Annotated in this window: 20 protein-coding genes, 1 tRNA gene and 1 other RNA gene; 12 read left to right on the plus strand and 10 right to left on the minus strand. The window is 64.5% G+C overall.

The window, feature by feature from the left end; translation table 11 throughout:
• Positions 1–60: 60 nt before the first annotated feature.
• The 5 genes from ACSU1L_RS01935 to aceE all read right to left on the minus strand — a co-directional run bounded on the left by ACSU1L_RS01935 (position 61) and on the right by aceE (position 6344).
• Positions 61–309, minus strand: coding sequence for an acyl carrier protein (locus tag ACSU1L_RS01935; protein WP_147038765.1), 249 nt, complete (start codon positions 307–309; stop codon positions 61–63).
• Positions 310–377: 68 nt separating this feature from the next.
• Entirely contained in the window at positions 378–1379 is a 1002-nt protein-coding gene (locus tag ACSU1L_RS01940; protein WP_438254386.1) for a beta-ketoacyl-ACP synthase III, read from the minus strand.
• Positions 1376–2296, minus strand: a complete 921-nt coding sequence (locus ACSU1L_RS01945; protein ID WP_439254513.1) for an ACP S-malonyltransferase — start codon at positions 2294–2296, stop codon at positions 1376–1378. The genes ACSU1L_RS01940 and ACSU1L_RS01945 overlap by 4 nt, the downstream gene beginning before the upstream one ends.
• A 96-nt stretch (positions 2297–2392) precedes the next feature.
• Positions 2393–3586: a PucR family transcriptional regulator gene (locus ACSU1L_RS01950; protein ID WP_438254845.1), complete on the minus strand. Its 1194-nt coding sequence runs from the start codon at positions 3584–3586 to the stop codon at positions 2393–2395.
• A gap of 31 nt (positions 3587–3617) precedes the next feature.
• Positions 3618–6344, minus strand: a complete 2727-nt coding sequence (gene aceE / locus ACSU1L_RS01955; RefSeq protein WP_439254514.1) for a pyruvate dehydrogenase (acetyl-transferring), homodimeric type — start codon at positions 6342–6344, stop codon at positions 3618–3620.
• A gap of 153 nt (positions 6345–6497) precedes the next feature.
• Between aceE and ACSU1L_RS01960 the strand changes: the two genes are divergently transcribed.
• Positions 6498–6570: transfer RNA gene (locus ACSU1L_RS01960), tRNA-Val, on the plus strand.
• Between the two features lie 225 nt (positions 6571–6795).
• Entirely contained in the window at positions 6796–8343 is a 1548-nt protein-coding gene (locus ACSU1L_RS01965) for an Ig-like domain-containing protein (RefSeq protein WP_439254516.1), read from the plus strand.
• Here the strand turns inward: ACSU1L_RS01965 and ACSU1L_RS01970 are convergent.
• Complete coding sequence (locus tag ACSU1L_RS01970; RefSeq protein ID WP_439254518.1) at positions 8334–8681, minus strand: ABC transporter permease subunit; 348 nt, start codon at positions 8679–8681, stop codon at positions 8334–8336. The two genes, ACSU1L_RS01965 and ACSU1L_RS01970, sit on opposite strands and share 10 nt — an antisense overlap.
• Between ACSU1L_RS01970 and ACSU1L_RS01975 the strand changes: the two genes are divergently transcribed.
• The gene (locus tag ACSU1L_RS01975; protein ID WP_439254520.1) at positions 8674–9018 is read left to right on the plus strand and encodes an alkyl sulfatase C-terminal domain-containing protein; all 345 of its coding nucleotides are present in this window, start codon (positions 8674–8676) and stop codon (positions 9016–9018) included. The two genes, ACSU1L_RS01970 and ACSU1L_RS01975, sit on opposite strands and share 8 nt — an antisense overlap.
• A 151-nt stretch (positions 9019–9169) precedes the next feature.
• Positions 9170–9364 carry a hypothetical protein gene (locus ACSU1L_RS01980; RefSeq protein WP_439254521.1) on the plus strand — a complete coding sequence of 65 codons (195 nt, stop codon included), beginning with the start codon at positions 9170–9172 and terminating at the stop codon, positions 9362–9364.
• 60 nt (positions 9365–9424) lie between these two features.
• Here the strand turns inward: ACSU1L_RS01980 and ACSU1L_RS01985 are convergent, their stop codons facing one another.
• Positions 9425–9796 carry a DUF4267 domain-containing protein gene (locus tag ACSU1L_RS01985; protein ID WP_439254522.1) on the minus strand — a complete coding sequence of 124 codons (372 nt, stop codon included), beginning with the start codon at positions 9794–9796 and terminating at the stop codon, positions 9425–9427.
• 92 nt (positions 9797–9888) lie between these two features.
• Between ACSU1L_RS01985 and ACSU1L_RS01990 the strand changes: the two genes are divergently transcribed.
• Positions 9889–10476 carry an SRPBCC domain-containing protein gene (locus ACSU1L_RS01990; protein WP_439254523.1) on the plus strand — a complete coding sequence of 196 codons (588 nt, stop codon included), beginning with the start codon at positions 9889–9891 and terminating at the stop codon, positions 10474–10476.
• A 15-nt stretch (positions 10477–10491) separates the two neighbouring features.
• Here the strand turns inward: ACSU1L_RS01990 and ACSU1L_RS01995 are convergent, their stop codons facing one another.
• Both ACSU1L_RS01995 and ACSU1L_RS02000 read right to left on the minus strand, forming a co-directional pair.
• Positions 10492–11520: an NADPH:quinone reductase gene (locus ACSU1L_RS01995; protein WP_439255032.1), complete on the minus strand. Its 1029-nt coding sequence runs from the start codon at positions 11518–11520 to the stop codon at positions 10492–10494.
• A gap of 68 nt (positions 11521–11588) precedes the next feature.
• Entirely contained in the window at positions 11589–12428 is an 840-nt protein-coding gene (locus tag ACSU1L_RS02000) for an aldo/keto reductase (RefSeq protein ID WP_438254406.1), read from the minus strand.
• Between the two features lie 62 nt (positions 12429–12490).
• On the opposite strand from ACSU1L_RS02000, the gene ACSU1L_RS02005 reads away from it, so the two are divergent.
• The 4 genes from ACSU1L_RS02005 (at position 12491) to rnpB (ending at position 15770) form a co-directional block, all read left to right on the plus strand.
• Positions 12491–12865, plus strand: a complete 375-nt coding sequence (locus ACSU1L_RS02005) for a YchJ family protein (RefSeq protein WP_438254407.1) — start codon at positions 12491–12493, stop codon at positions 12863–12865.
• Between the two features lie 45 nt (positions 12866–12910).
• Positions 12911–13642, plus strand: a complete 732-nt coding sequence (locus ACSU1L_RS02010; protein WP_438254409.1) for a zinc ribbon domain-containing protein — start codon at positions 12911–12913, stop codon at positions 13640–13642.
• Between the two features lie 4 nt (positions 13643–13646).
• Positions 13647–15368, plus strand: coding sequence for a bifunctional 3'-5' exonuclease/DNA polymerase (locus ACSU1L_RS02015; RefSeq protein ID WP_439254525.1), 1722 nt, complete (start codon positions 13647–13649; stop codon positions 15366–15368).
• Positions 15369–15382: 14 nt separating this feature from the next.
• An RNA gene (gene rnpB / locus ACSU1L_RS02020) (RNase P RNA component class A) lies at positions 15383–15770 on the plus strand.
• Positions 15771–15842: 72 nt separating this feature from the next.
• Here the strand turns inward: rnpB and ppgK are convergent.
• Entirely contained in the window at positions 15843–16589 is a 747-nt protein-coding gene (ppgK, locus tag ACSU1L_RS02025; RefSeq protein WP_438254411.1) for a polyphosphate--glucose phosphotransferase, read from the minus strand.
• A 93-nt stretch (positions 16590–16682) separates the two neighbouring features.
• Between ppgK and ACSU1L_RS02030 the strand changes: the two genes are divergently transcribed.
• The 3 genes from ACSU1L_RS02030 to ACSU1L_RS02040 are packed head-to-tail and all read left to right on the plus strand — an operon-like array spanning position 16683 to position 21232.
• Positions 16683–16898: an SPOR domain-containing protein gene (locus tag ACSU1L_RS02030; protein WP_439254526.1), complete on the plus strand. Its 216-nt coding sequence runs from the start codon at positions 16683–16685 to the stop codon at positions 16896–16898.
• Positions 16899–16912: 14 nt separating this feature from the next.
• The gene (gene glnA, locus ACSU1L_RS02035) at positions 16913–18250 is read left to right on the plus strand and encodes a type I glutamate--ammonia ligase (RefSeq protein WP_438254414.1); all 1338 of its coding nucleotides are present in this window, start codon (positions 16913–16915) and stop codon (positions 18248–18250) included.
• Between the two features lie 6 nt (positions 18251–18256).
• Positions 18257–21232 carry a bifunctional [glutamine synthetase] adenylyltransferase/[glutamine synthetase]-adenylyl-L-tyrosine phosphorylase gene (locus ACSU1L_RS02040; protein WP_439254527.1) on the plus strand — a complete coding sequence of 992 codons (2976 nt, stop codon included), beginning with the start codon at positions 18257–18259 and terminating at the stop codon, positions 21230–21232.
• Positions 21233–21261: the final 29 nt, after the last annotated feature.

Consider the following 21261-nt stretch of genomic DNA (forward strand, 5'->3'; position numbering starts at 1 on the left):
AGTGTGGGAAGGCAGAGGATGCCACGCCCCGCGGACAGCGGGTGTGGCATCCATCAGGTATTACTCCTGGCCGGCGACGATGAAGTTGACGGCGTCAGCGACGGTCTTGAGGTTCTTGACCTCGTCGTCGGGGATGGTGACACCGAACTTCTCCTCGGCGTTGACGACGATCGTCATCATCGAAATCGAGTCGATGTCGAGGTCGTCCGTGAAGGACTTCTCGAGTGCGACCTCGGAGCTATCGATGCCGGTCTCATCGGTGACGAGCTCGGCGAGGCCTGCGAGAACCTCATCGTTGGTGAAAGCCATGTGGTTTTCCTCTTTCTTGCGGGTTGTAATCGGAACCGTTGAATAGTTTAGGCAACGGATGAGGCGGATCAGGGGAGGACGACGACCTGTGCGGCAAAAACTAGGCCCGCGCCGAAGCCGATCTGCAGTGCGAGGCCGCCGGAAAGTTCCGGATGCTCACTCATCAGACGGTGGCTGGCCAGCGGGATGGACGCGGCCGATGTGTTGCCGGTGGTCTCGATATCGCGGGCGATAACCGTGGTCTCGGGCAGCTTGAGCTGCTTTGCGAATTCGTCGATGATGCGCATGTTGGCCTGGTGCGGAATAAAGGCGGCGAGGTCGGATGCCTCGATGCCAGCGGCCTCAAGTGCCTTCCGGGCGACCTTCGCCATGTCCCACACCGCCCAGCGGAAGACGGTGGGACCTTCTTGGCGCAGCGTCGGCCAGGGAGCCTGACCATCGCGGAACGCGGTGAGCGTGTGGTTCATGCCGACCGCGTCAGACTTCGAGCCGTCGGAACCCCACACGACGGGCGCGATTCCGGGCGTGTCACTGGGGCCGACAACGGCCGCACCAGCACCATCGCCGAGCAGGAACGAGATGCTGCGGTCAGCGGGGTCGACGACGTCGGAGAGCTTCTCCGTGCCGATCACGAGCGCGTAGTGCGCGGCTCCCGCGCGGATCAGTGCATCCGCCTGAGCGATGCCGTACGCGTAGCCGGCGCAGGCGGCGTTGGAGTCATACGCCGCGGCAGGGTTCGCCCCGACACGGTCAGCGACGATCGCTGCGGCCGAAGGCGTCTGCTTCGGGTTGCTGATCGTCGCCACGATGACGAGGTCGATCTTCGCCGGATCGATGCCCGAGCGCTCGATGGCCTCCTTGGCAGCGGTGGTTGCGAGGTCGATCGCGTCGGTTTCCGGTACCGCTCGTGCGCGGGTGATGATGCCCGTACGTTGACGGATCCATTCATCGCTGGAGTCGATCGGCCCGATCAGGTCTTCGTTCGGCACCGCGTTCTCACCCCGCGCCGCACCGTAAGCGAGGATGCGGGTGTACTGCGGGCCTGTCGTCTGCTTCAGCGTGACGGTCATGCGGCTGCTCCATTCAGCAGCTCAGCTGCTGCGTCGAGGTCTTCGGGGGTCTTGACAGCGACGGTGGGCGTGCCGCGCAGCCCGCGCTTGGCGAGTCCGGTGAGGGCGCCGGCCGGAGCCAGCTCGATCAGCCCGGTGATGCCGTTGTCGGCAAACGACGACATGCACAGATCCCAGCGCACCGGCGAGGACACCTGGTTGACGATGAGTTCGAGTGCGCTTGCGCCCGAGGTGACGATCGACCCGTCGCGGTTCGTCCACAGCTTGATCTGCGGGTCACTCGGAACGACTTCTGAGACGGCGGAGCGCAGCGCCGCAACGGCCGGGGTCATGTAATCGGTGTGGAAGGCACCGGCGACCTGGAGCGGGATCACGCGGGTGCCCTTGACCGGTGTCTCAGCGAGTTCGGCGAGTGCAGGCAGACTTCCTGCCACGACGATCTGACCGCCACCGTTGTAGTTCGCCGGCGACAGGCCGAGTTCAGTGAGGCGCGCGAGCACTGTCTGCTCATCGCCGCCGATGACCGCGCTCATGCCGGTCGGAGTCTGTGCCGCGGCATCCGCCATCGCGCGCCCGCGCACCCCGACCAGACGCATAGCGTGTTCTGCGGAGATGACTGCCGAGCCGACCAGAGCGGCAAGCTCTCCGACCGAGTGGCCCGCCACGCCGTCCGGGGTGCGCCCCGCGCGCCCGACGAGAGCCTGTGCGGCGATCAGTGAGGCAGCGACGATCAGTGGCTGCGCAATGCGCGTGTCGCGGATCGTGTCGGCGTCCGATTCTGTGCCGTGGCGGATCAGGTCGACTTCAGCGGCCTCCGAGTAGGCGGCGAGGCTGTCGGCGACGCCGTCCAGCTCGAGCCAGGGGGCGAGGAAACCGGGGGTCTGGGAGCCCTGTCCGGGGCAAGCGACGACAATCACTCACCCAGTCTGCCAACGATCAGGCAAAAACGGTGGATGATCCATCACAAGATTGTGCGAATCGTTTGTGTGTGTCGAATACTCGTTGAAGGGCTGTTACCGTGCGCGCCGGGGAGCGGAGCGGCGGCGCACCGATTCCGCCGTACCGATCGAGCCAAGAATCAGCGCCGTCTGCAGGATCAGGGCCTCACGAGGGCCGGTAGCATCCCAACCGATGACCTCGCTGACGCGCTTGAGGCGGTACCGGACAGTGTTGGGGTGGATAAACAACTCGCGCGCCGTGGCTTCGAGCGAGCGGCCGTTGTCGAGATAGCTCCACAGCGTCGTGACCAGATCGGTGGAGTGCGCCTGCAGGGGGCGATAGATCCGCTCGATGAGCGTCTGCTTCGCAAGCGGATCACCAGCCAACGCACGTTCGGGAAGCAGATCATCCGCTTCTACCGGGCGCGGAGCGGTGCGCCAGGCGCGAGCGACGGCGAAGCCGGCAAGGGCCGCGCGGGCGCTCTGACCAGCATCCACGAGGGCTGCCACGGGCGGGCCGAGAACGACGTAACCGTTCCCAAACGTCGGCTCCAGGCGCGTTGCGATCTCCGCGAAGGAAAGATCGTCGTCTTCTTCTTCCCGGCCCGCGACACGCGCACGGCCGAGCACAAGCACGAGGCGCGAACCCTGCACACCGATGAGCACGTCGACGGAAAGCTTGCGCGCCGTGCGTCGAACGTAATCCACGTCGAACTGCGGGGGAGTTGCACCGACGAGAACGCAGACCTCACCGTGACCGTGCCAGCCGAGGGCGGCGATTCGGCTGGGGAGCTCTTCGTCGGCTTCGCCGGTGAGGATCGAGTCGACGACGAGGGCTTCGAGCCGTGCATCCCACAGGCCGCGAGCCTCAGCCGCGCGTGCGTACACATCGGCTGCGGCGAAAGCGACGTCGCGGGAGTACAGCAGGATTCCCTCGCGCAGCATCTCACCCTTGCCGGCGATGCGTTCCTCGGTGATCTCCACCGTGACGCGGATCAGCTGCAGCGTCTGGGTGAGGCTGACGCTGCGCAGCAACTCGCGGGGAGCTGCAGCGAAGATGTCAGCTGCGATCCAGGGGGTGGATGTCGGATCGTCGAACCACTGGATGAACGACGTGATGCCTGCCTGGGCCACCAGCCCGACCGCAGAGCGGCGGGCCGGTGGCATATCGGCGTACCAGGGCAGCGTGTCTTCAAGGCGCTGGATGGTCGCTGTGGCCAAATCACCGGAGATCCGGCGGAGCCAGGCGAGCGTCGCGGCCTTGTCCATCGACGTGGGAGACGATCCGGTCACACCCGGCTCAGCTATCTCCGCCGGCGTTTCCGCTCGTGCCGGCGTTGACGTTGTGCAGGTCGTACTTCGTGATCGCCTGTGCGATCAGCGAACGGTCGATCTGACCCTTGTCCGCGAGGCTCTGCAAAGCGCGAACCACCATCGAGGGGCCGTCGATCTTGAAGAAGCGACGGGCAGCCGCGCGGGTGTCAGCGAAACCGAACCCGTCTGCACCCAGCGTGTAGTAGCTGCCGGGAATCCACTGACGGATCTGATCCTGAACCGCGTGCATGAAGTCGCTCGTTGCGATGAACGGGCCTTCCGCGTGCTGCAGCTTCTGCGTGAGGTAGGCCACCTGGGGGTCTGCCTCGGGGTGCAGGAAGTTGTGCTCGTCGGCGGCGAGTCCGTCGCGACGCAGCTCGTTCCAGCTGGTGACCGACCAGACATCGGCGACAATGCCCCAGTCCTGCTTGAGCAGTCCCTGAGCTTCGAGAGCCCACGGCACACCGACGCCGGATGCGAGCAGCTGCACGCGGGGTCCGTCGCCGTCACCTTCGGCGACACGGTGGATGCCCTTGAGGATGCCCTCGACGTCGACGTTCTCCGGCTCAGCGGGCTGCTTCAGCGGCTCGTTGTAGACCGTGAGGTAGTACATGACGTTCGGGTCGGGGTGCTCGCCGCCGTACATGCGCTCGATGCCGGCCTGGACGATGTGTGAAACCTCGTAGCCGTAGGCCGGATCATAGGTCAGCGTCGACGGGTTGGTGGAGGCCAGCAGCGGCGAGTGGCCGTCAGCGTGCTGGGTGCCCTCACCGGTCAGCGTTGTGCGACCTGCGGTTGCACCGATGACGAAGCCACGAGTCATCTGGTCAGCAGCAGCCCAGAAGGCGTCGCCGGTGCGCTGGTAGCCGAACATCGAGTAGAAGATGTAGATCGGAATCAGCGGCTCGCCGTGTGTCGAGTAGGACGTACCGGTTGCGGTGAACGCTGCGGTGGCGCCGGCTTCGTTGATGCCGACGTGCATGATCTGACCCTGCGGGCTCTCCTTGTAGGCCAGGAGCAGCTCGCGGTCAACGGCAGTGTAGTTCTGTCCGTTCGGGTTGTAGATCTTCGCCGTCGGGAAGTACGCGTCCATACCGAAGGTGCGGGCCTCGTCCGGAATGATCGGAACGATCCGCTCGCCGAAGCCCTTCACCCGCATGAGGTCCTTGAGCATGCGGACGAACGCCATGGTCGTGGCGACTTCCTGGTTGCCCGAGCCCTTCTTGGGGAAGGCGTAATCCTTGTCCTCGGGCAGAGTCAGATCGACATGCGTGCTGCGCCGCTCGGGGAGGAAACCGCCGAGGTCGCCGCGGCGGTCCAGCATGTACTGGATCGTCTCGTCCTGGGCGCCCGGGTGGTAGTAGGGGGGACGGTACGGGTCTTCTTCGAGCTGAGCATCCGTGATCGGAATCTGCATGGTGTCGCGGAAGAGCTTCAAGTCTTCCAGCGTCATCTTCTTCATCTGGTGCGTCGCGTTACGACCCTCGAAGTGCGGGCCGAGGCCGTAGCCCTTGACCGTCTTCGCGAGGATGACGGTCGGCTGGCCCTTGTGCTCCATCGCGGCCTTGTAAGCGGCATATACCTTGCGGTAGTCGTGTCCGCCGCGGCGCAGCTTCCAGATCTGGTCGTCGGTGTAGTCCTTGACCAGAGCTGCGGCACGCTCATCGCGGCCGAAGAAGTTCTCGCGCACGAATGCGCCGCTCTCGGCCTTGTAGGTCTGGTAGTCACCGTCGGGGGTGACGTTCATGAGGTTCAGCAGTGCGCCGTCGGTGTCGCGGTCGAGGAGGTCATCCCATTCGCGACCCCAGACGACCTTGATGACGTTCCAGCCGGCGCCGCGGAAATACGACTCCAGTTCCTGGATGATCTTGCCGTTACCGCGCACCGGACCATCAAGGCGCTGCAGGTTGCAGTTGATCACGAAGGTGAGGTTGTCGAGGCCCTCGTTCGCTGCGACCTGGAGCTGGCCGCGAGATTCGACCTCATCCATCTCGCCATCGCCGAGGAATGCCCAGACGTGCGAGTCCCCGACGTCCTTGATGCCGCGGTTCTCGAGGTACTTGTTCGCCATCGCCTGGTAGATGGCGTTGATCGGGCCGAGTCCCATCGAGACCGTGGGGAACTGCCAGAACTCCGGCATCATGCGCGGGTGCGGGTAGGAGGGGATGCCGTTCGGGGCGCCGGACTTCTCCTGGCGGAACGCATCGAGCTGCTGTTCGCTGAGGCGACCCTCAAGGAAACTACGGGCGTACATGCCGGGGGAGGCGTGTCCCTGGTAGAAGATCTGGTCTCCGCCGGAGGAGTGATCCTGCCCACGGAAGAAGTGGTTGTGACCGACCTCGTACAGCGAAGCTGCTGAAGCATAGGTCGAGATGTGGCCACCGACACCGATGCCGGGGCGCTGTGCGCGGTGCACCGTGACGGCGGCGTTCCACCGGATCCAGTGGCGGTAGCGGCGCTCGAGTTCTTCGTCACCCGGGAAGTCGGGTTCATTCTCTGAAGCGATGGTGTTGATGTAGTCCGTGGTCGGAACCATCGGGACGTTTAGGTGCAGCTCCTTGGAGCGCTTGAGCATGCTGAGCATGATCTCGCGGCCGCGGCCGGGACCCTTTACATCAACGAGCTCGTCGAGGGACTGATTCCACTCGCCGGTTTCCTCCGGATCGCTGTCAAGGGGGCCTTGGGAGTACGGATCCTGGTCGTGAACGGTCACGTGGAGCCTTTCGTCAAGCTGGCAGGTCTTGCCAAGGAAACGGGAAGCAACGCGGGGAGCCTTGTCGGCTCGGCACAACGCGCGCCTCATTCAGCCTAGCCCCCTTCATCGGTGTCGGCGCACATCTTTCAGACGGATATGATGGAGACACCAGGGCCTGTAGCTCAGCTGGTAGAGCGCCACGTTTACACCGTGGATGTCGTCGGTTCGATCCCGGCCGGGCCCACACAATGTTCGATGTCAAACTTGCGAGATCCGCAGGTTTGACATCCTCTCCTGCGCGCAGCCTGGCCTCGTAGGCCAGTGCTGCGGCGTGGAGGTTCGGATCAAGAAGCGATTCGAACGATTCACCGGGTTCGCCTTCCACCGTATCTTCGATCGGGATGGCCTGACGGACACCGTTACGCGTTGTTGAAATATGCACCCCCAACGCACAATAAGATCGTGCCTTATGCGTCGATCATTGTTGAGCGCGAGTGTCGTCGTTGCACTCGCCGCTGGTGCCCTGTTCATCAGCACTCCCGCCTACGCGGATCCCATCTCTTACCAATTCAAATACACCGTCACTAACGAAGACCCGAGCACCGTCGCCTGGCCCAGTGGCGCCGACTGCTCAACGGAGGCGGCTTGGCATGGCGGTGGACGTCGTGCGATCACCTCGGTGGCCGTCGTGAGCGCGACCGGTCTGTACACCTTCCGTGACTTAAAAAGTCCGGCGGATGGGCGATTCATGATATTTGAAGGAGCCTTCGACCGAAATGACCTCAGTAACTGTGTTGCTGAGGTGGACGACTTCGGGCAGGTGAATCTCGAAGCTGAAGTGGAGTACACGATGGTGCTCGCTGGGTTCGGGGGCCAAGCGGGCACTGTTAGCTACCGCGCCTCGGGCCCCGGAATTTTTGGCACCGCCACGACCCTCTTAGGTGCCACCACCGTGCTCACCGCCAGCAGTGGCACGGTCACTGCTGGAAACCCTGTTGACCTGACTGCAACGGTTGCACGCCCGGGGTTTACGGCGAACTTCGCGGGCAATGTCGAATTCTTCGATGGTGCTACCAGCCTCGGGGAGGTTCCGGTGGCCGCGACGGGCCAGGCTGCCCTCCCTAACGTGGCGTTGACCAGCGGATCCCACCAGATCACCGCCCACTATGCGGGCAACACTTGGGTTTTACCATCGATATCAGCGCCGGTGACTGTCGAAGTAGAACCACCAGTAGCGGCGACCACGACGGTCGTGACTGCAGCCAACGCGTCTGTGGAAGCCGGCACTGAGGTTTCCTTCAATGCCGAGGTAACGGGGGCGATGCCCACCGGCACCGTCGAGTTCTTCGCCGATGGCACCTCGCTGGGTAGCGCAAGCGCAACTGCCGGCGCGTCGGCGACAACGGCGAGCGCGATCCTCGCCACCTCCTCGCTCGCGGTCGGTACTCACTCGATCACCGCAGCCTACGGCGGAGATCTCAACAACGCGGCATCGACGTCGCTCGTTGCGCTGACAGTGACGGTGACCGCGGTGCCGGATCCTGAGCCGACACCCGAGCCGACACCGACACCAACACCTGAGCCGGCACCAACTCCTGAGCCGGCACCGGCGCCTGTGCCGGTACCAACACCTGAGCCGGCACCGGCGCCTGTGCCGGTACCAACACCTGAGCCGGCACCGGCGCCTGTGCCGGTACCAACACCCGATCCGGTACCAACACCTGAGCCGGTACCAACACCCGATCCGGTACCAACACCTGAGCCGGTACCAACGCCCGATCCGGCACCTGCACCTATGCCGGCACCAACACCCGATCCGGCACCTGCGCCTGCGCCGGTGACCCCGGTCGTCAAGCCGGAGCCTGCGAAGAATGACACCTCTGCCAAGCAACTTGCGGCTACCGGGACAGAGCTGCCGCTTGGGCAGCTTGGGCTCCTCAGCGGAGGGCTGACGATTGCGGCGGGCGCGATACTGCTGGTCGCTAGGCAACGAGCGCGGCGCACACGTCAGGCGTAGGGAACCGGAGCCGGATCAGCGGGTGCTTGGTGAGCGGGTGTTTGGGCCGCAAGTACCCGGCTCGTACGCGATAATCTCGTACGTTTGATCACCGAGCCGAGCACTTTAGCGAGCACGAGTTTCCGGTTCGTCAGCGGCGTGTAGAGCAGGCCCTCGATGGTGCGGCGCTCCTTCTCGCCGACAAGGCTGGAGGAGGCGGTGATCGACGCGGTCATGACGGGGATGACCCGGAGGAACGGTGCGAGGAAGCACACGATCACCGCGTACACGATGGTCTGCTCTGGTGTGTACCCAGACGGTGCGATGCCTTGGGGTGCAGAGCTGGAGCCTGTGATCATCCAGCTGGGTGCTTGGGGCGCCCGATCGCCCTTCTTCGACCGCGAGCGGGGGTTGAGCGTGAGTTCGGTCATCCTCTCGCAGCGCACGATGTTCCGGCCGGAGGCGGCGTCAGGTGTTCGGCTGAGCATAGAGATGCTGCTCGAGGAGCGCCGTTTCCATGCGCAGGTAGACAACGGATCCTTGCGCGTAGAACCGGTATCGGCGACATCAGCGGACGCGACTATTGCAACGGACCCCAAGACACTCGCCTCGCTGCTCTACGACGGGAGAACGCTTGCAGAGGCCGTGGACACAGGTGCGGCAAACGTCAAGGGTGACGCGGCCGCGGTCGAGTAATTAGATGTATACGCAGGTATCGGTGCAAATCCCGGGCTCCCGATGGGGCGCGGCGGCGGTCGGCTGCACAAATGGTTCGCTCACGACGTTGCGGATCGGGCACAGTTCACAGCCGACGAGATCCTGTCCCGAGTTCGAGCGCACCGGCGCGATGATCATGGGTCGTGACAGCTACGACCACGCCGAGGCGCTGTGGGGCGAGCGTCCGCACCTCGTTCCGGTGATCCTTGGCAGGGGACGCCGACTGTTCTCAGGCCTCGATGACGAGCCCATCGCAATGGAGATTATTCGGGTCGTTGAGGGGCCGGCGGTCACGCATCTCAAATATGGGATGCGTGAGGGGTGAGAGCATTCTGGTGGGGTCGAGAAAGCGACTGTTTGCCGCTGGCGCTTCGTGCAGGCGAAGTCATGCGCTAAGCAGAAGGATCGCGCCGACGATCATGACCGCTGCTGTCGTTCCGTGTATACGCCATGCGGCCTTGACGTCACCGCGTGCGGCCAGTATGGTCACGGCGTCCCCGGCTGGGATGATTGCGAATGCGAGCAGGGTCCATCCGATCACGGTAGAGGGTGCCAGCAGAATGAGGACACCAGCTACGACGCCGGTTGTGAGGTCACGAATGCCTTTGATGCGGAGCCACGGTGTGGCATCCTCGTGCGGCAGTGCGGGTAGCCCGAAAACTGTTGCCATCATGCGTGGCCGCATGAGGTAGAGAACGCCAATGGCAGCGATCGCTAGGCCAGCAAGTGCGGCAATCACGAGTCCCAGGGTCTCCATAATCGTTGATAGTAGCCCTAGCGTCGATAGAAGGCTGGTCCGCGCGGCCCCATGGTCCCGCCACAGTCGGCGAGGTTGCGGCGCCATTCGATATGAGTGCACCCGCGATCTCCCAGCACCTCAAGGTGCTCGAACGCGCGGGTCTCGTTACCCGCACCGTGCAGGCGCAGTGGCGAACACTCTCCATTACCGGCACTTTTGACGTCTCGCGTGAACTCGTATGGCGCGCCTGGACGGAGGAGTCCGAGCTGGCCCAGTGGCTGCGCCCGTTCGGCGTCAGCACCGACTCGGTCTCGTTCGACGTCCGCGTCGGTGGCCGCTACGCGTACACGATGACCAATGACGAGACCGGTGAGAAGTTCCCCACCGGCGGCGTTTTCCTCGAGGTCGAACCGAATCACCGCCTCGTCTTCACCTGGGGCGAACCAAGCGCGCCCGTCGAGACAGCACCGGTCATCACCCTCACCTTTACTTCGCAGGGTCTCAACCGCAGTGAGCTGGTGTTCCATTTGCGCGGGTACGAAGGGAAGCCCGGCGATGGCTTCGTGTACGACGGCTGGGACGAAGCGCTCACAAACTTCGGACGACACCTGTCCGGTGAACAGCTGGGCTGCGTCACCGGGTCTCCGATGATGGCATCCCGCCGCCGCGAGGGTACCCGACAAAGCCTCGATGGTTGACGTGCACGACTGCGCTCAGGCGTCGTCCTCCGTGACGCGAATGAGGACTTTGCCGATCGTTCCCTGTTGCACCGCGTCGTGAGCGGCGGCGGTCTCTTCTAGCGAAAACCAGGTGAGCGGAAGCCCGGCCTCAGCACCAACGGGAAGCGCGTTTGCTTCCAACGCAGCTGTGATGTCTTCGACCGCGCTGGCGAGAGCATCCTCGCCGATCGTGTACAGCAGCAATCCCTGCCAGCGGGCGTTCTTTGCGAAGCTGGCGACGATGGGGACCGTGATCGTTTCGCCCTTGTCGTTGGCGTAGAACGCGATCGAACCGTGGTTGGCCAGCACAGCGACATCCACGGCGGCGTTCATGGCTGGTGATACCTCAACGATGTGGTCGACGCCCGACGGGGCGACCTCGAGAATTCGTTCAGCCAACCGGTCATCGGGATAGCGGAATACGTGGTGGGCGCCGGCCGCGCGGGCGAGCTCCTCCTTCTGGTCGCTGCTGACGGTCGTGAGAACCTTTGCGCCTGCCCAGACGGCGAGCTGGATGGACGCATGCCCTACAGCGCCCGCCCCACCTTGAACGAGAACCGTCCGATCGGCGAGCGCGCCGGGGGAGAGCCGGGATGGGCCATGCTCGTGCACGGTCAGCGCGCGATGCGCAGTCATCGCCGGTACGCCGAGGCTCGCAGCGACGTCGAATCCGACCCCGTCCGGAAGTCGGACAGCGCGAGACGCGGGAACGACCGTGACGTCCTGGGCGGTCCCGGTCGGACGTTCGTGAGCTGCAAGGTACACCCACACACGATCTCCGACCTGCAGGTCACCGACGCCGTCACCGACGGCATCCACGATGCCGGCACCATCCTGGTTCGGCACGATCTGCTCGAACGGCATTGGTGTTCCCGAGGACGCTCGAGCCTTCCAATCGGTGGGATTCACGCCCGATACGTGGACGCGGATGCGCACCTCACCGGTGCCCGGCTGTTCTTCGTCGCGCTCGACCAACGTGAGCGCGTCGGAGCCGCCCTTGCCTGTGTACACGATTGCTCTCATACTCAATGCAAGCAGGCGACGCAGCCGGATATTCCGGTCTGGGCACCAGTCTCCCGGGTCGAGAGCTGCTAGGACTCTTCGTGCGTACGCGGATCCGCATTGAACAGTCGGCCATCAACACGACCGAGGGCCGTAATCGCGGCAACCTCGTCATCGGCGAGAACGACGGATGCTGCCGCAAGATTGGCCTGCTGGTGCTCCAGCGACGACGCCTTCGGGATTGCAACAGTCTCCCGAGCTACATGCCAGGCCAGCACTGTCTGCACCGGCGTGATGCCGTGCGCCTGGGCGACCTCGACGACCACCGGCTCTTCAATCAGATCACGGGCACGCCCGATCGGGCTCCAGGCTTCGGTGATGATCCCGTGCTCGCGGTGGAATGCGAGCTGCTCCTCCTGCGGGAAGTACGGGTGCAGTTCGATCTGATTCACGACGGGCAGCACACCGGTCTCACGCTCGAGACGCTCCAGGTGCTCGGGCAGAAAGTTCGACACACCGATCTGTCGCACGATGCCGCGCTGCTGGGCGTCGACGAGCGCTGTCCACGCCTGCACGTACTCGTCTTGGGTCGGATTCGGCCAATGAATGAGGTGCAGATCGGTCACATCCAGACCGAGTCGGAATCGGCTTTCCTCGATGCTCGTCCGAGCCTTCTCGAGTGGGTGATGGCGACCGGGAATCTTGGTCGTGACGATGATCTCTGAGCGCTCGGTGATAGCAGCGGCCACGCCGCGACCGACCGCACCCTCGTTCTCATAATTGAAGGCGGAGTCCACCAGCCGATATCCGGCATCGATGCCCGCGGCAATCGCGGCGGCGCCCTCCTCACCGTTCAAGCGATAAGTTCCGAGCCCGAGTGCGGGCAGCGTGAAGCCGTTGTGCGCCGTACGGATGGGAAGAGCGGTCATCGAGATCTCCTTCGGTCGTGATTCAGCGTAGCGGGGCGGCCCATACGCGGCATGATTGAACCATGCGCTGCCCCTGCTTATCCGGCGACATTTATGAGTCGTGCTGCGGTCCGATCCTGTCGGACGCTATCGCTGCGCCGACCGCGGAGCGGTTGATGCGATCGCGATTCACTGCGTTCGCGATGGGGGATGCCGCGTACCTGCTGCGGTCGTGGCATCCATCCACCAGACCGAACGACCTGGAACTGGACCCGCAAATTCGGTGGACGAGACTCGACATCATCGCCACGGAAGCCGGCGGGCCGTTCGATACGGCGGCGGTCGTCGAGTTCGAAGCGTTCTACCGTGAAGACGGCGTGCATGCCTCGATGCGGGAGCGGAGCCGATTCGTGCGCGAGAATCGCGTCTGGACGTACCTCGATGGCACGCCCGGCTGAACGAGCCGATCTGCGGATGTCAGCTGCCGCGGGTAGGTTGGACATGTGAACGCCAGTCCTGAGCACCAGCGCATCCTTCTCGACGTCGCCGACCTAGATCGTCGCATCCAGAAAGTCGAGCGCGCGCGGACGACCCCGGTCCAAGGGCCGCGTATCAACGAGCTGGCAACACAGCGCCAGGAGCAGCTTCGTGAGCTGACGGCGTTGGCCGGTGCTCGTGACGACGCGCGCACAGAACTCAAGCGTCTCGAATCAGACGTGCAGCTCGTCGAGCAGCGTCGGACCCGGGATGCGGACCGGCTGGCGACCTCCACCAATGCGAAAGATGCTCAGGCTCTCGAGAGCGAACTCGCCAGCCTTGCCAAGCGCGTCAGTGATCTGGAAGACATGGAGCTCGAGGTCATGTCGCGGGTTGAAGCGGCCGAGGCTGCCGTTGCCGCGCAGCAGGCGCTGATCGACGTGACGACTGCTGAGGGCACCGAGCTCACAACGCAGGCAAAAGCTGCCGTGGCAGCGGCGACCACAGAACTCGATCACCTGAACCGCGACCGTGAAGCCATCACCGCCGCCATTCCCGCCGATCTCCTCGCCGACTACACACGTCGTGCAACACGGGGAATCGCCGTTGGTCTGCTGCGTCGCGGCACCTGCGAGGGATGCCGCATGATGCTCCCCGGGACGAGCCTCAGCCAGATTCGCCAAGCTGCACCCGATGCTGTGCTCTCCTGCCCGGAGTGTGGCGGAATCCTCGTGCGCACCGAAGAATCGGGCCTGTGACACCATGTCGGCACCGTCCCCGACGGTGACGGCGCCGACGGCCTCCGCCTCGGGCACCAGAATCCTGCTGGCCGATACCGGCGCTGGCGAAGTTACTGCGGTCGAGCTCGACGCCGGCGACGCTGAACACGAGCGCACCGTGCTGCGTGGTGCCGCGTTCATCACATGGGTGCGAGAAACCGAAACCGAGCGCTCTCCGCGGTGGGTGATCCGCAGCGCCCGCGAGATCTATCCGCGGCTGCTGGCAGCGTCGGTGCTCCTCGTGCGCACACATGACCTGCTGCTGTGTCATGCGATCCTGCGCGACACCGATGCGGTCGCCCGGCCACTCGCTCCTTCATCCGAATGGATTCCCCGCGCTCCGGAGGACGGCGCGCCCGCCCTGTTCGAAGTCGTCGATCACACCGCCGCCGATCCGGTGGCCGATCTGCTTGCGCAATACCTCGAGCAGCGTCGCGTCATCGAAGCTGATCGCACCGGGCGGCTCGCTCTGCTGTGCGCAGCAGAGTCGGCCGGGGGCCTCCTCGCCGAAGAAATGCGCGCCGGCGGGTTGCCGTGGGATGTCGAAACGCACGACCGCATTCTCGTGGATGCCCTCGGACAGCGACCTGCAGGCGGGGGGATGCCGGCACGGATGGCTCAGTTCGCCGATACTGTGCGCTTCCACCTGGGAGATCCGCAACTCCATCTCGACAGCCACACCAAACTGCTGCGCGCGCTGCACCGCGTCGGCGTCAACGTCGAATCCACCAGTCAATGGGAACTCAGCGAGATCTCGCACCCGGTGATTGAGCCGCTGCTGGCGTACAAAAAGCTTGCACGGCTGCTGAGCGCGAACGGTTGGGCATGGCTTTCCGAGTGGGTGCACGACGGACGCTTTCGCCCGGTCTACATTCCTGGCGGCGTCGTCACCGGACGCTGGGCATCGGCCGGCGGCGGGGCGCTTCAGCTGCCGCGGGTTCTCCGCCCTGCCGTGCGCGCTGACCCGGGATGGATTCTGGTCGTCGCCGATGTCGCGCAGCTCGAGCCCCGGATGCTCGCAGCGCTCGCTGAGGACAAGGCGATGGCTGAGGCTGCTCGCGGGCGTGATCTGTACGAGGGAGTCGTCGCGTCCGGTGCGGTAGCCACGCGTGAAGAAGCCAAGTACGCGGTGCTCGGTGCAATGTACGGCGCGACCACAGGAGACAGCGGACGCCTGGTGCCGCGCTTGCGCAGGGTCTATCCCCGCGCGATGCGTCGTGTCGATGAAGCGGCGCGCACCGGCGAGAACGGGGGAGTCGTCTCGACCAAGCTCGGGCGATCCTCGCCGCCGCCCGATGAACGTTGGCAGGCGCTGCAGAGCGCAGCATCCGATGCGGATGTTGACCCGGGCGAGGTCAAACGCGCCCGACAGAGTGCGCGTGAACGCGGACGGTTCACGCGTAACTTCATCGTGCAGGGAACCGCGGCCGAGTGGTCGCTGATCTGGCTTGCTGAGATCCGGCACCGTCTGCGGCAACTCCCGGACGCGCAGGTGGAAGCCCCAGCATCCGGCCCGTTCGCACGAAGTGCACATCTGGCCTTCTTTCTGCACGACGAGGTGATCCTGCACGTGCCAGAGGAACAGGCAGATGCCGCGGCCGCCGCGGTATGCGAAGCAGCGGCGATTGCCACCCGACGTCTGTTCGGGACGTTTCCGATCGATGTTCCGCTCGACCTGCAGATCGTGCAGACGGCGGAGAAGTAGACTGGGCACGCGAATGGGTCGGCTGGACGGCCGCGTTGCGGGAAACCGCACCGAGGAACGTCCGGGCTCCACAGGGCAGGACGGTGGGTAACACCCACCAGGAGTAATCCGCGAGACAGTGCCACAGAGAGCAGACCGCCATCCGTTCCCTAAGCTTGTCGAAGGGCTCGGATGGTAAGGGTGAAAGGGTGGTGTAAGAGACCACCGGGGGTCATGGTGACATGACCCGCCAGGTAAACCTCGTCCGGAGCAAGGTCATACAGAGGATGTTGACGCGGCCCGCTGAGTCCTCGGGTAGACCGCTAGAGCGGCACGGCAACGTGTCACGTAGAGAGATGGCCGTCGAAGGGAACCTCGAGAGGGGCCCCGGAACAGAACCCGGCGTACAGGCCGGCCCATTCGCCCTGTACGACACAAGAGCCCGGCAGTTGCCGGGCTCTTGCTGTTCGTGCGATGTATAGAAGCTCGTGCGGATCAGTCGTTGGAAAGCGACGCGGCGCCGATGATGCCCGAGTTGTTGCGGTGGATCGCCGGGACGATCGGGGTGTTGAGTTCGAGCAGGGGGAGGAAATCTGCGGCGTTCTTGGACACGCCGCCGCCGACCACGAACAGGTCAGGGCTGAAGAGGAACTCGATGTGCGAGTAGAACGCCTGCAGGCGCTCGGCCCACTCGGCCCAGGTGAGGCCTTCGCGTTCGCGTGCGGATGTTGCGGCCCACCGCTCCACAGACTCGTGCTCGCGGAAGTTCAGGTGCCCGAGTTCTGTGTTCGGTACAAGAACACCGTCGTAGAGGAATGCTGAACCGATCCCGGTGCCGAGGGTGGTCAGCAGCGTGAGGCCGCGGACATCCCTGGCAGCACCATGGCGTGCTTCGGCGACTCCGGCGGCATCGGCGTCGTTCACGAAGACGATGTTGCGCTGCAGACCGTCACGGAAGAACTGCTCCGCCTCGAATCCCACCCATTCTGGTGAGACGTTCGCCGCGGACAGCGTCTTTCCGCGCTTGACGATGGCGGGGAAAGCCACCCCGAGAGGCAAGGTCGAATCCTGCACATCGAGCTTCTCCAACACGGTCTGCACTGCCGTGAGGACGTCCTGCGGAGAAGCGCCCTCGGGCGTTGGGACGCGGACGCGGTCGGATGCCATCGTTCCGTGCTCCAGATCAACAATGCCTGCTTTGATGCCTGTGCCGCCGATGTCGACGCCGATCGCTTTTGCCATGCCCACTAGCCTAGCGAGACTGGTCCGCGACAGTAGGATCATGACAGACCCTTACAGAGGGATGCGGCCATGTCAGACGGTAAGGATGCGCACATGTCTAACGGTGAAGACAAGTACTGGTACAACATCAAGTCCGGTGAAGTCGAACTCGGGTACGTTTCGCCCGCCGTCGACCGGGTCGGTCCCTTCGATACCCAGGAGCAGGCGGCGAACGCATTGCAGACGCTGCGTGAGCGCTCTGAGGCCTGGGCTGCCGAAGACGCAGAAGAAGACGCCTGGACCGATAACTCCGAAGCTGAGGGGAACTAGGACACCATATGGGCATGGACAAGCAGCGGGATTTCGTCCTGCGCACGATCGAAGAGCGTGGCGTCAAGTTCGTCCGACTCTGGTTCACAGATGTGATCGGCACGCTCAAATCGGTGGCAATCGCTCCCGCTGAGGTCGAAGGCGCATTTGCTGAGGGCATCGGTTTCGATGGCTCCGCAATCGAGGGCTTGACGAGAACCTTTGAGTCGGATCTGCTCGCGCAGCCTGATCCGACGACGTTCCAGACGCTGCCCTGGCGTGGTGACGTCGATCCCACCGCACGCATGTTCTGCGATCTGACCACTCCCGACGGCCAACCGGCGGTCGCGGATCCGCGTCAGGTGCTCAAGCGCTCCCTCGCGAAGGCCGCGGATGCCGGATTCACTTTCTACACGCATCCGGAGATCGAGTTCTATCTGCTCAAATCGTCCGAGATCGGTCCGGATGGCCCTGTTCCCGTCGACTCAGCCGGATATTTCGATAACGTCCCCGGTGGCACTGCACATGATTTCCGTCGTCGTTCGGTGCGGATGCTGGAAGACCTCGGCATCTCCGTCGAATACAGCCACCACGAAGGTGGCCCGGGCCAGAACGAGATCGATCTGCGGTATGCGGATGCGCTGACCACCGCTGACAACGTCATGACGTTCCGCACGGTGATCAAAGAGGTTGCGATCGAGCAGGGCGTCTACGCGACGTTCATGCCGAAGCCGATGAGCGATCAGCCCGGTAGCGGAATGCACACGCACATGTCGCTGTTCGAGGGTGACCAGAACGCGTTCTGGGAAGAGGGTGCGGAGTACCAGCTTTCAAAGACGGGCCGGCACTTCATCGCAGGGCTGCTGAAGCACGCCAACGAGGTCGCGGCCGTCACTAATCAATTCGTGAACTCGTACAAGCGGCTGTGGGGCGGCGACGAAGCCCCGAGCTTCGTCACCTGGGGGCACACCAACCGGTCTGCACTGGTGCGCGTGCCGATGTACAAGCCGCACAAGAGCCAGTCCTCGCGGGTTGAGCACCGGGGCCTTGACCCGGCAGCGAACCCGTACCTGGCCTATGCGCTGCTTCTCGCGGCCGGACTCAAGGGCATCGAGGAAGAGTACGACCTGCCACCCGAAGCGGAGAACAACGTATGGGCGTTGAGCGCCGCTGAACGGCGCGCACTGGGCTACCGCTCGTTGCCCACCAGCTTGGATCAGGCGCTCGAGTACATGGAAGACTCCGAGCTGGTCGCCGAGACACTGGGCGAACAGGTCTTCAACTATGTGCTGCTCAACAAGCGCAAGGAATGGGAAGCCTACCGGGGGCAGGTCACCCCGTTCGAGCTGAAGAGCAACCTCGAGCTCCTCTGAGCGCCGATGGCCAGATCAGGTTCGACGTTCACCCTCTCCGGCCTTGCCCGTCTGGGGTTCACCGAGCTGAGAGCGGCCGCCTCCGCGCTGGATGAGCTGTCGGCTTTGGTCGACCTCGATCGAGACGAACTGGTGCGGGGCGCGGACGCTGCCGACCCGGATGCTGCCGCAGCCGGAATGCTGCATGTCGCGCGGCGCGACCCCACCGTACTGGCAGCGATCTTGCGTGACGAGACGGCGCGCAGTCTGGCTTGGCGCGTATTCGGTGCCTCCGTCGGGCTGGGCGACTTCTTCCACCGGCACCCAGAGCAGCTCGCAGTGCTGCTCGAGGCGGGCCCGCTCGTCCCGAACGCGGTGACGCTGACGGAGCGCATGCTCGCGGCCGTCGGCGCGCACGATGGTTTTGCCGCAAGCGGTGACGAGTTCGCATGGTGTTCGCTGCGGGTGGCCTACCGCCGGTGCATCGCCGAGATCGCGGCCATCGATCTGTCGACCCCGGAGCCGGCATCCAGAATCGCCGCAGTTTCGGCATCTTTGGCCGACGCCGCAGGTGCGGCTCTGGAAGCGGCGTTGGCGATCGCCAGAACACGCGTGGCCGAGGTGGTCTCGCGCGAGGAAGTCGCCCTGACACAGCTGTCGATCATCGGCATGGGTAAAGCGGGAGCTCGCGAGCTCAATTATGTGAGCGACGTCGACGTCATCTTCGTCGGGGCCAGTGCTGATGAGGATCGTCTTGACGAAGGACGAGCGATAGATATCGCCACGAAACTCGCTCGGGAGACGATGCGCGCGCTGTCGTCGGCCGAGATCGAGCCTCCTCTGTGGGAGGTCGACGCGAACCTGCGCCCGGAGGGCAAACAGGGGGCGCTGGTGCGTTCGCTCGCGTCGCACCTGGCGTATTACGACCGCTGGGCGAAGAGCTGGGAGTTCCAAGCGCTCCTGAAAGCCAGGCCGCTCGCAGGCGATTCCGAACTGGGCGAAGCGTATATCGAGGCCGTGCAGCCGAAAATCTGGTCGAGCGCCGCGCGTGAGAACTTCGTCGATAGTGTGCAGCGCATGCGCGAGCGGGTCACCGAGCACATCGACCCGGAGGATGCCGGTTACCAGATCAAACTCGGTGCCGGTGGACTGCGGGACATCGAATTCACGGTTCAGCTGCTGCAATTGGTGCACGGCCTCACCGATCCGAGCATCCGAACCCAGGGCACCCTGGAGAGCCTGGACGCCCTCGTCGCGGGCGGATACATCGGGCGAGAGGACGCCGCGATTTTTGCCGCGGACTATCGGATGCTGCGCCTGCTCGAGCACCGTCTGCAACTGCGAGAGCTCTCTCGCACGCATCTGATGCCGCGCACTGGTGATGGGCTGCGCGTGCTCGCCCGGGCCACCGGGCTTGCCGAAGATGGTCCTGGTGTGTGGGCGATGTGGGAGAGCGTGCGCCGCGAGGTGCGGGAGATTCATACGCGCCTGTTCTATCGGCCGCTGCTGAGTGCTGTCGCCGAGCTGCCGGAAGATCAGCGCACACTCGCCACAGAGCGTGCGCACGACCGACTCGCGGCGATCGGATTCCGAGACCCTGCCGGGGCGCTGGGCCACATCGGTGCGCTGACCACGGGGATCAGCCGCAAGGTGACGATTCAGCGGCATCTGATGCCGGTGATGGTCAGCTGGTTCGCCGAGGGGAGCGACCCGGACTACGCGCTGGTCGCATTTCGTCGCATCAGCGAGCGACTGGGGGACAGCTCCTGGTTCCTGCGTGTGCTGCGCGACTCCTCCGGTGCAGCCGAGAGGTTGACGCGTCTGCTGTCGTCATCTCGTTACATCGGCGAGCTGATGGAGTGGATTCCCGAGTCCGTGGCATGGCTCGACAGCAACGAGCGATTGCGCCCGCGCGGTGAATCGAAGCTCTACGAGGAAGCCCGCGCCATTCAGACCCGTCACTCTTCGGTGGCATCGGCGCTGAAGGCTGTGCGCGCTCTTCGAAGACGTGAGCTGCTGCGCACAGCGATGGGCGCGGTGCTGGGCACCATCACGATCGAGGAGGTCGCCACCGCTCTCACGGCGATCACCGACGCCACGATTCAGGCGGGTCTGCGGGCAGTGCGTCGGGAAGTCGTGCCTGCTGAGGACGACGCCTTGGAGTTCGCGGTCATCGGGATGGGGCGCTTCGGTGGTGCTGAGCTCGGTTTCGGGTCGGATGCTGACGTCCTCTACGTATACGACGCGCACGGTGTCGATCCGGAACGGGCGCAGATTCTGGCGACAAAGCTGGTATCCGGGCTGCGCGAGCATCTCACCGACCATCGTGCTCCGCTCGATCTCGACGCCGATCTGCGGCCCGAAGGACGGCAGGGGCCGCTGGTGCGTTCGCTGGCGGCCTATGCCGCGTACTACCAGCGCTGGTCGGTCTCGTGGGAGGCGCAAGCGCTGCTGCGAGCTCGGGGGGTCGCCGGCAGCACCGCGCTGATCGAGAGATTCACGGTGATGGCAGATGCCGTGCGGTACCCCGAGGATGTCGACCAGCAGGGGCTGCGTGACATCAAACGCATCAAGGCGCGTATCGAGGGGGAGCGGCTGCCGCGGGGTGCCGACCCGCGACGGCATCTCAAGCTCGGCCCTGGCACCCTCAGCGATGTGGAGTGGCTGGTGCAGCTGTTGCAACTGCAGCACGCGCATGCGCTGGCCGAACTGCGCACGACCTCGACTCTCGACGCGCTTTCGACCTGTGTGGAAAACGGACTCATCTCCGCTGATGATGCCGAGCTCCTCCGTGAAGCCTGGCTGCTGTCGAGCCGCCTGCGCAGCGCAATCACGCTGTTGACGGGAAAGACGAGCGACATGCTGCCCTCGGATCGCAGCGAGCTCGATGCGATCGGCCGGCTGCTCGGATACCCCGACCGCTCGGCGAGCGCCGTGGAAGAGGACTATTTCGGTGCCACTCGCCGCGCACGCCGCGTGTTCGAGCACCTCTTCTACGGATGAGTTGCGATCTCAGCGTCGCTGGCTCAGGC

This window comes from Microbacterium sp. A94 (assembly GCF_051842855.1).
Taxonomy (GTDB): Bacteria; Actinomycetota; Actinomycetes; order Actinomycetales; family Microbacteriaceae; genus Microbacterium.

Excerpts from the sequence above, each read along its gene's own strand:
- ACSU1L_RS01950 (WP_438254845.1), bottom strand. The coding sequence starts at position 3,586 with ATGGACAAGGCCGCGACGCTCGCCTGGCTCCGCCGGATCTCCGGTGAT.
- ACSU1L_RS01970 (WP_439254518.1), bottom strand. The coding sequence starts at position 8,681 with ATGATCACAGGCTCCAGCTCTGCACCCCAAGGCATCGCACCGTCTGGG.
- ACSU1L_RS02040 (WP_439254527.1), top strand. The coding sequence starts at position 18,257 with ATGGCCAGATCAGGTTCGACGTTCACCCTCTCCGGCCTTGCCCGTCTG.
- ACSU1L_RS01980 (WP_439254521.1), top strand. The coding sequence starts at position 9,170 with ATGATCATGGGTCGTGACAGCTACGACCACGCCGAGGCGCTGTGGGGC.
- ppgK (WP_438254411.1), bottom strand. The coding sequence starts at position 16,589 with ATGGCAAAAGCGATCGGCGTCGACATCGGCGGCACAGGCATCAAAGCA.
- glnA (WP_438254414.1), top strand. The coding sequence starts at position 16,913 with ATGGACAAGCAGCGGGATTTCGTCCTGCGCACGATCGAAGAGCGTGGC.
- ACSU1L_RS01990 (WP_439254523.1), top strand. The coding sequence starts at position 9,889 with ATGAGTGCACCCGCGATCTCCCAGCACCTCAAGGTGCTCGAACGCGCG.
- ACSU1L_RS01995 (WP_439255032.1), bottom strand. The coding sequence starts at position 11,520 with ATGAGAGCAATCGTGTACACAGGCAAGGGCGGCTCCGACGCGCTCACG.
- ACSU1L_RS02005 (WP_438254407.1), top strand. The coding sequence starts at position 12,491 with ATGCGCTGCCCCTGCTTATCCGGCGACATTTATGAGTCGTGCTGCGGT.
- ACSU1L_RS01940 (WP_438254386.1), bottom strand. The coding sequence starts at position 1,379 with ATGACCGTCACGCTGAAGCAGACGACAGGCCCGCAGTACACCCGCATC.
- ACSU1L_RS01965 (WP_439254516.1), top strand. The coding sequence starts at position 6,796 with ATGCGTCGATCATTGTTGAGCGCGAGTGTCGTCGTTGCACTCGCCGCT.
- ACSU1L_RS02000 (WP_438254406.1), bottom strand. The coding sequence starts at position 12,428 with ATGACCGCTCTTCCCATCCGTACGGCGCACAACGGCTTCACGCTGCCC.
- ACSU1L_RS02015 (WP_439254525.1), top strand. The coding sequence starts at position 13,647 with ATGTCGGCACCGTCCCCGACGGTGACGGCGCCGACGGCCTCCGCCTCG.
- ACSU1L_RS02030 (WP_439254526.1), top strand. The coding sequence starts at position 16,683 with ATGTCTAACGGTGAAGACAAGTACTGGTACAACATCAAGTCCGGTGAA.
- ACSU1L_RS01935 (WP_147038765.1), bottom strand. The coding sequence starts at position 309 with ATGGCTTTCACCAACGATGAGGTTCTCGCAGGCCTCGCCGAGCTCGTC.
- ACSU1L_RS01985 (WP_439254522.1), bottom strand. The coding sequence starts at position 9,796 with ATGGAGACCCTGGGACTCGTGATTGCCGCACTTGCTGGCCTAGCGATC.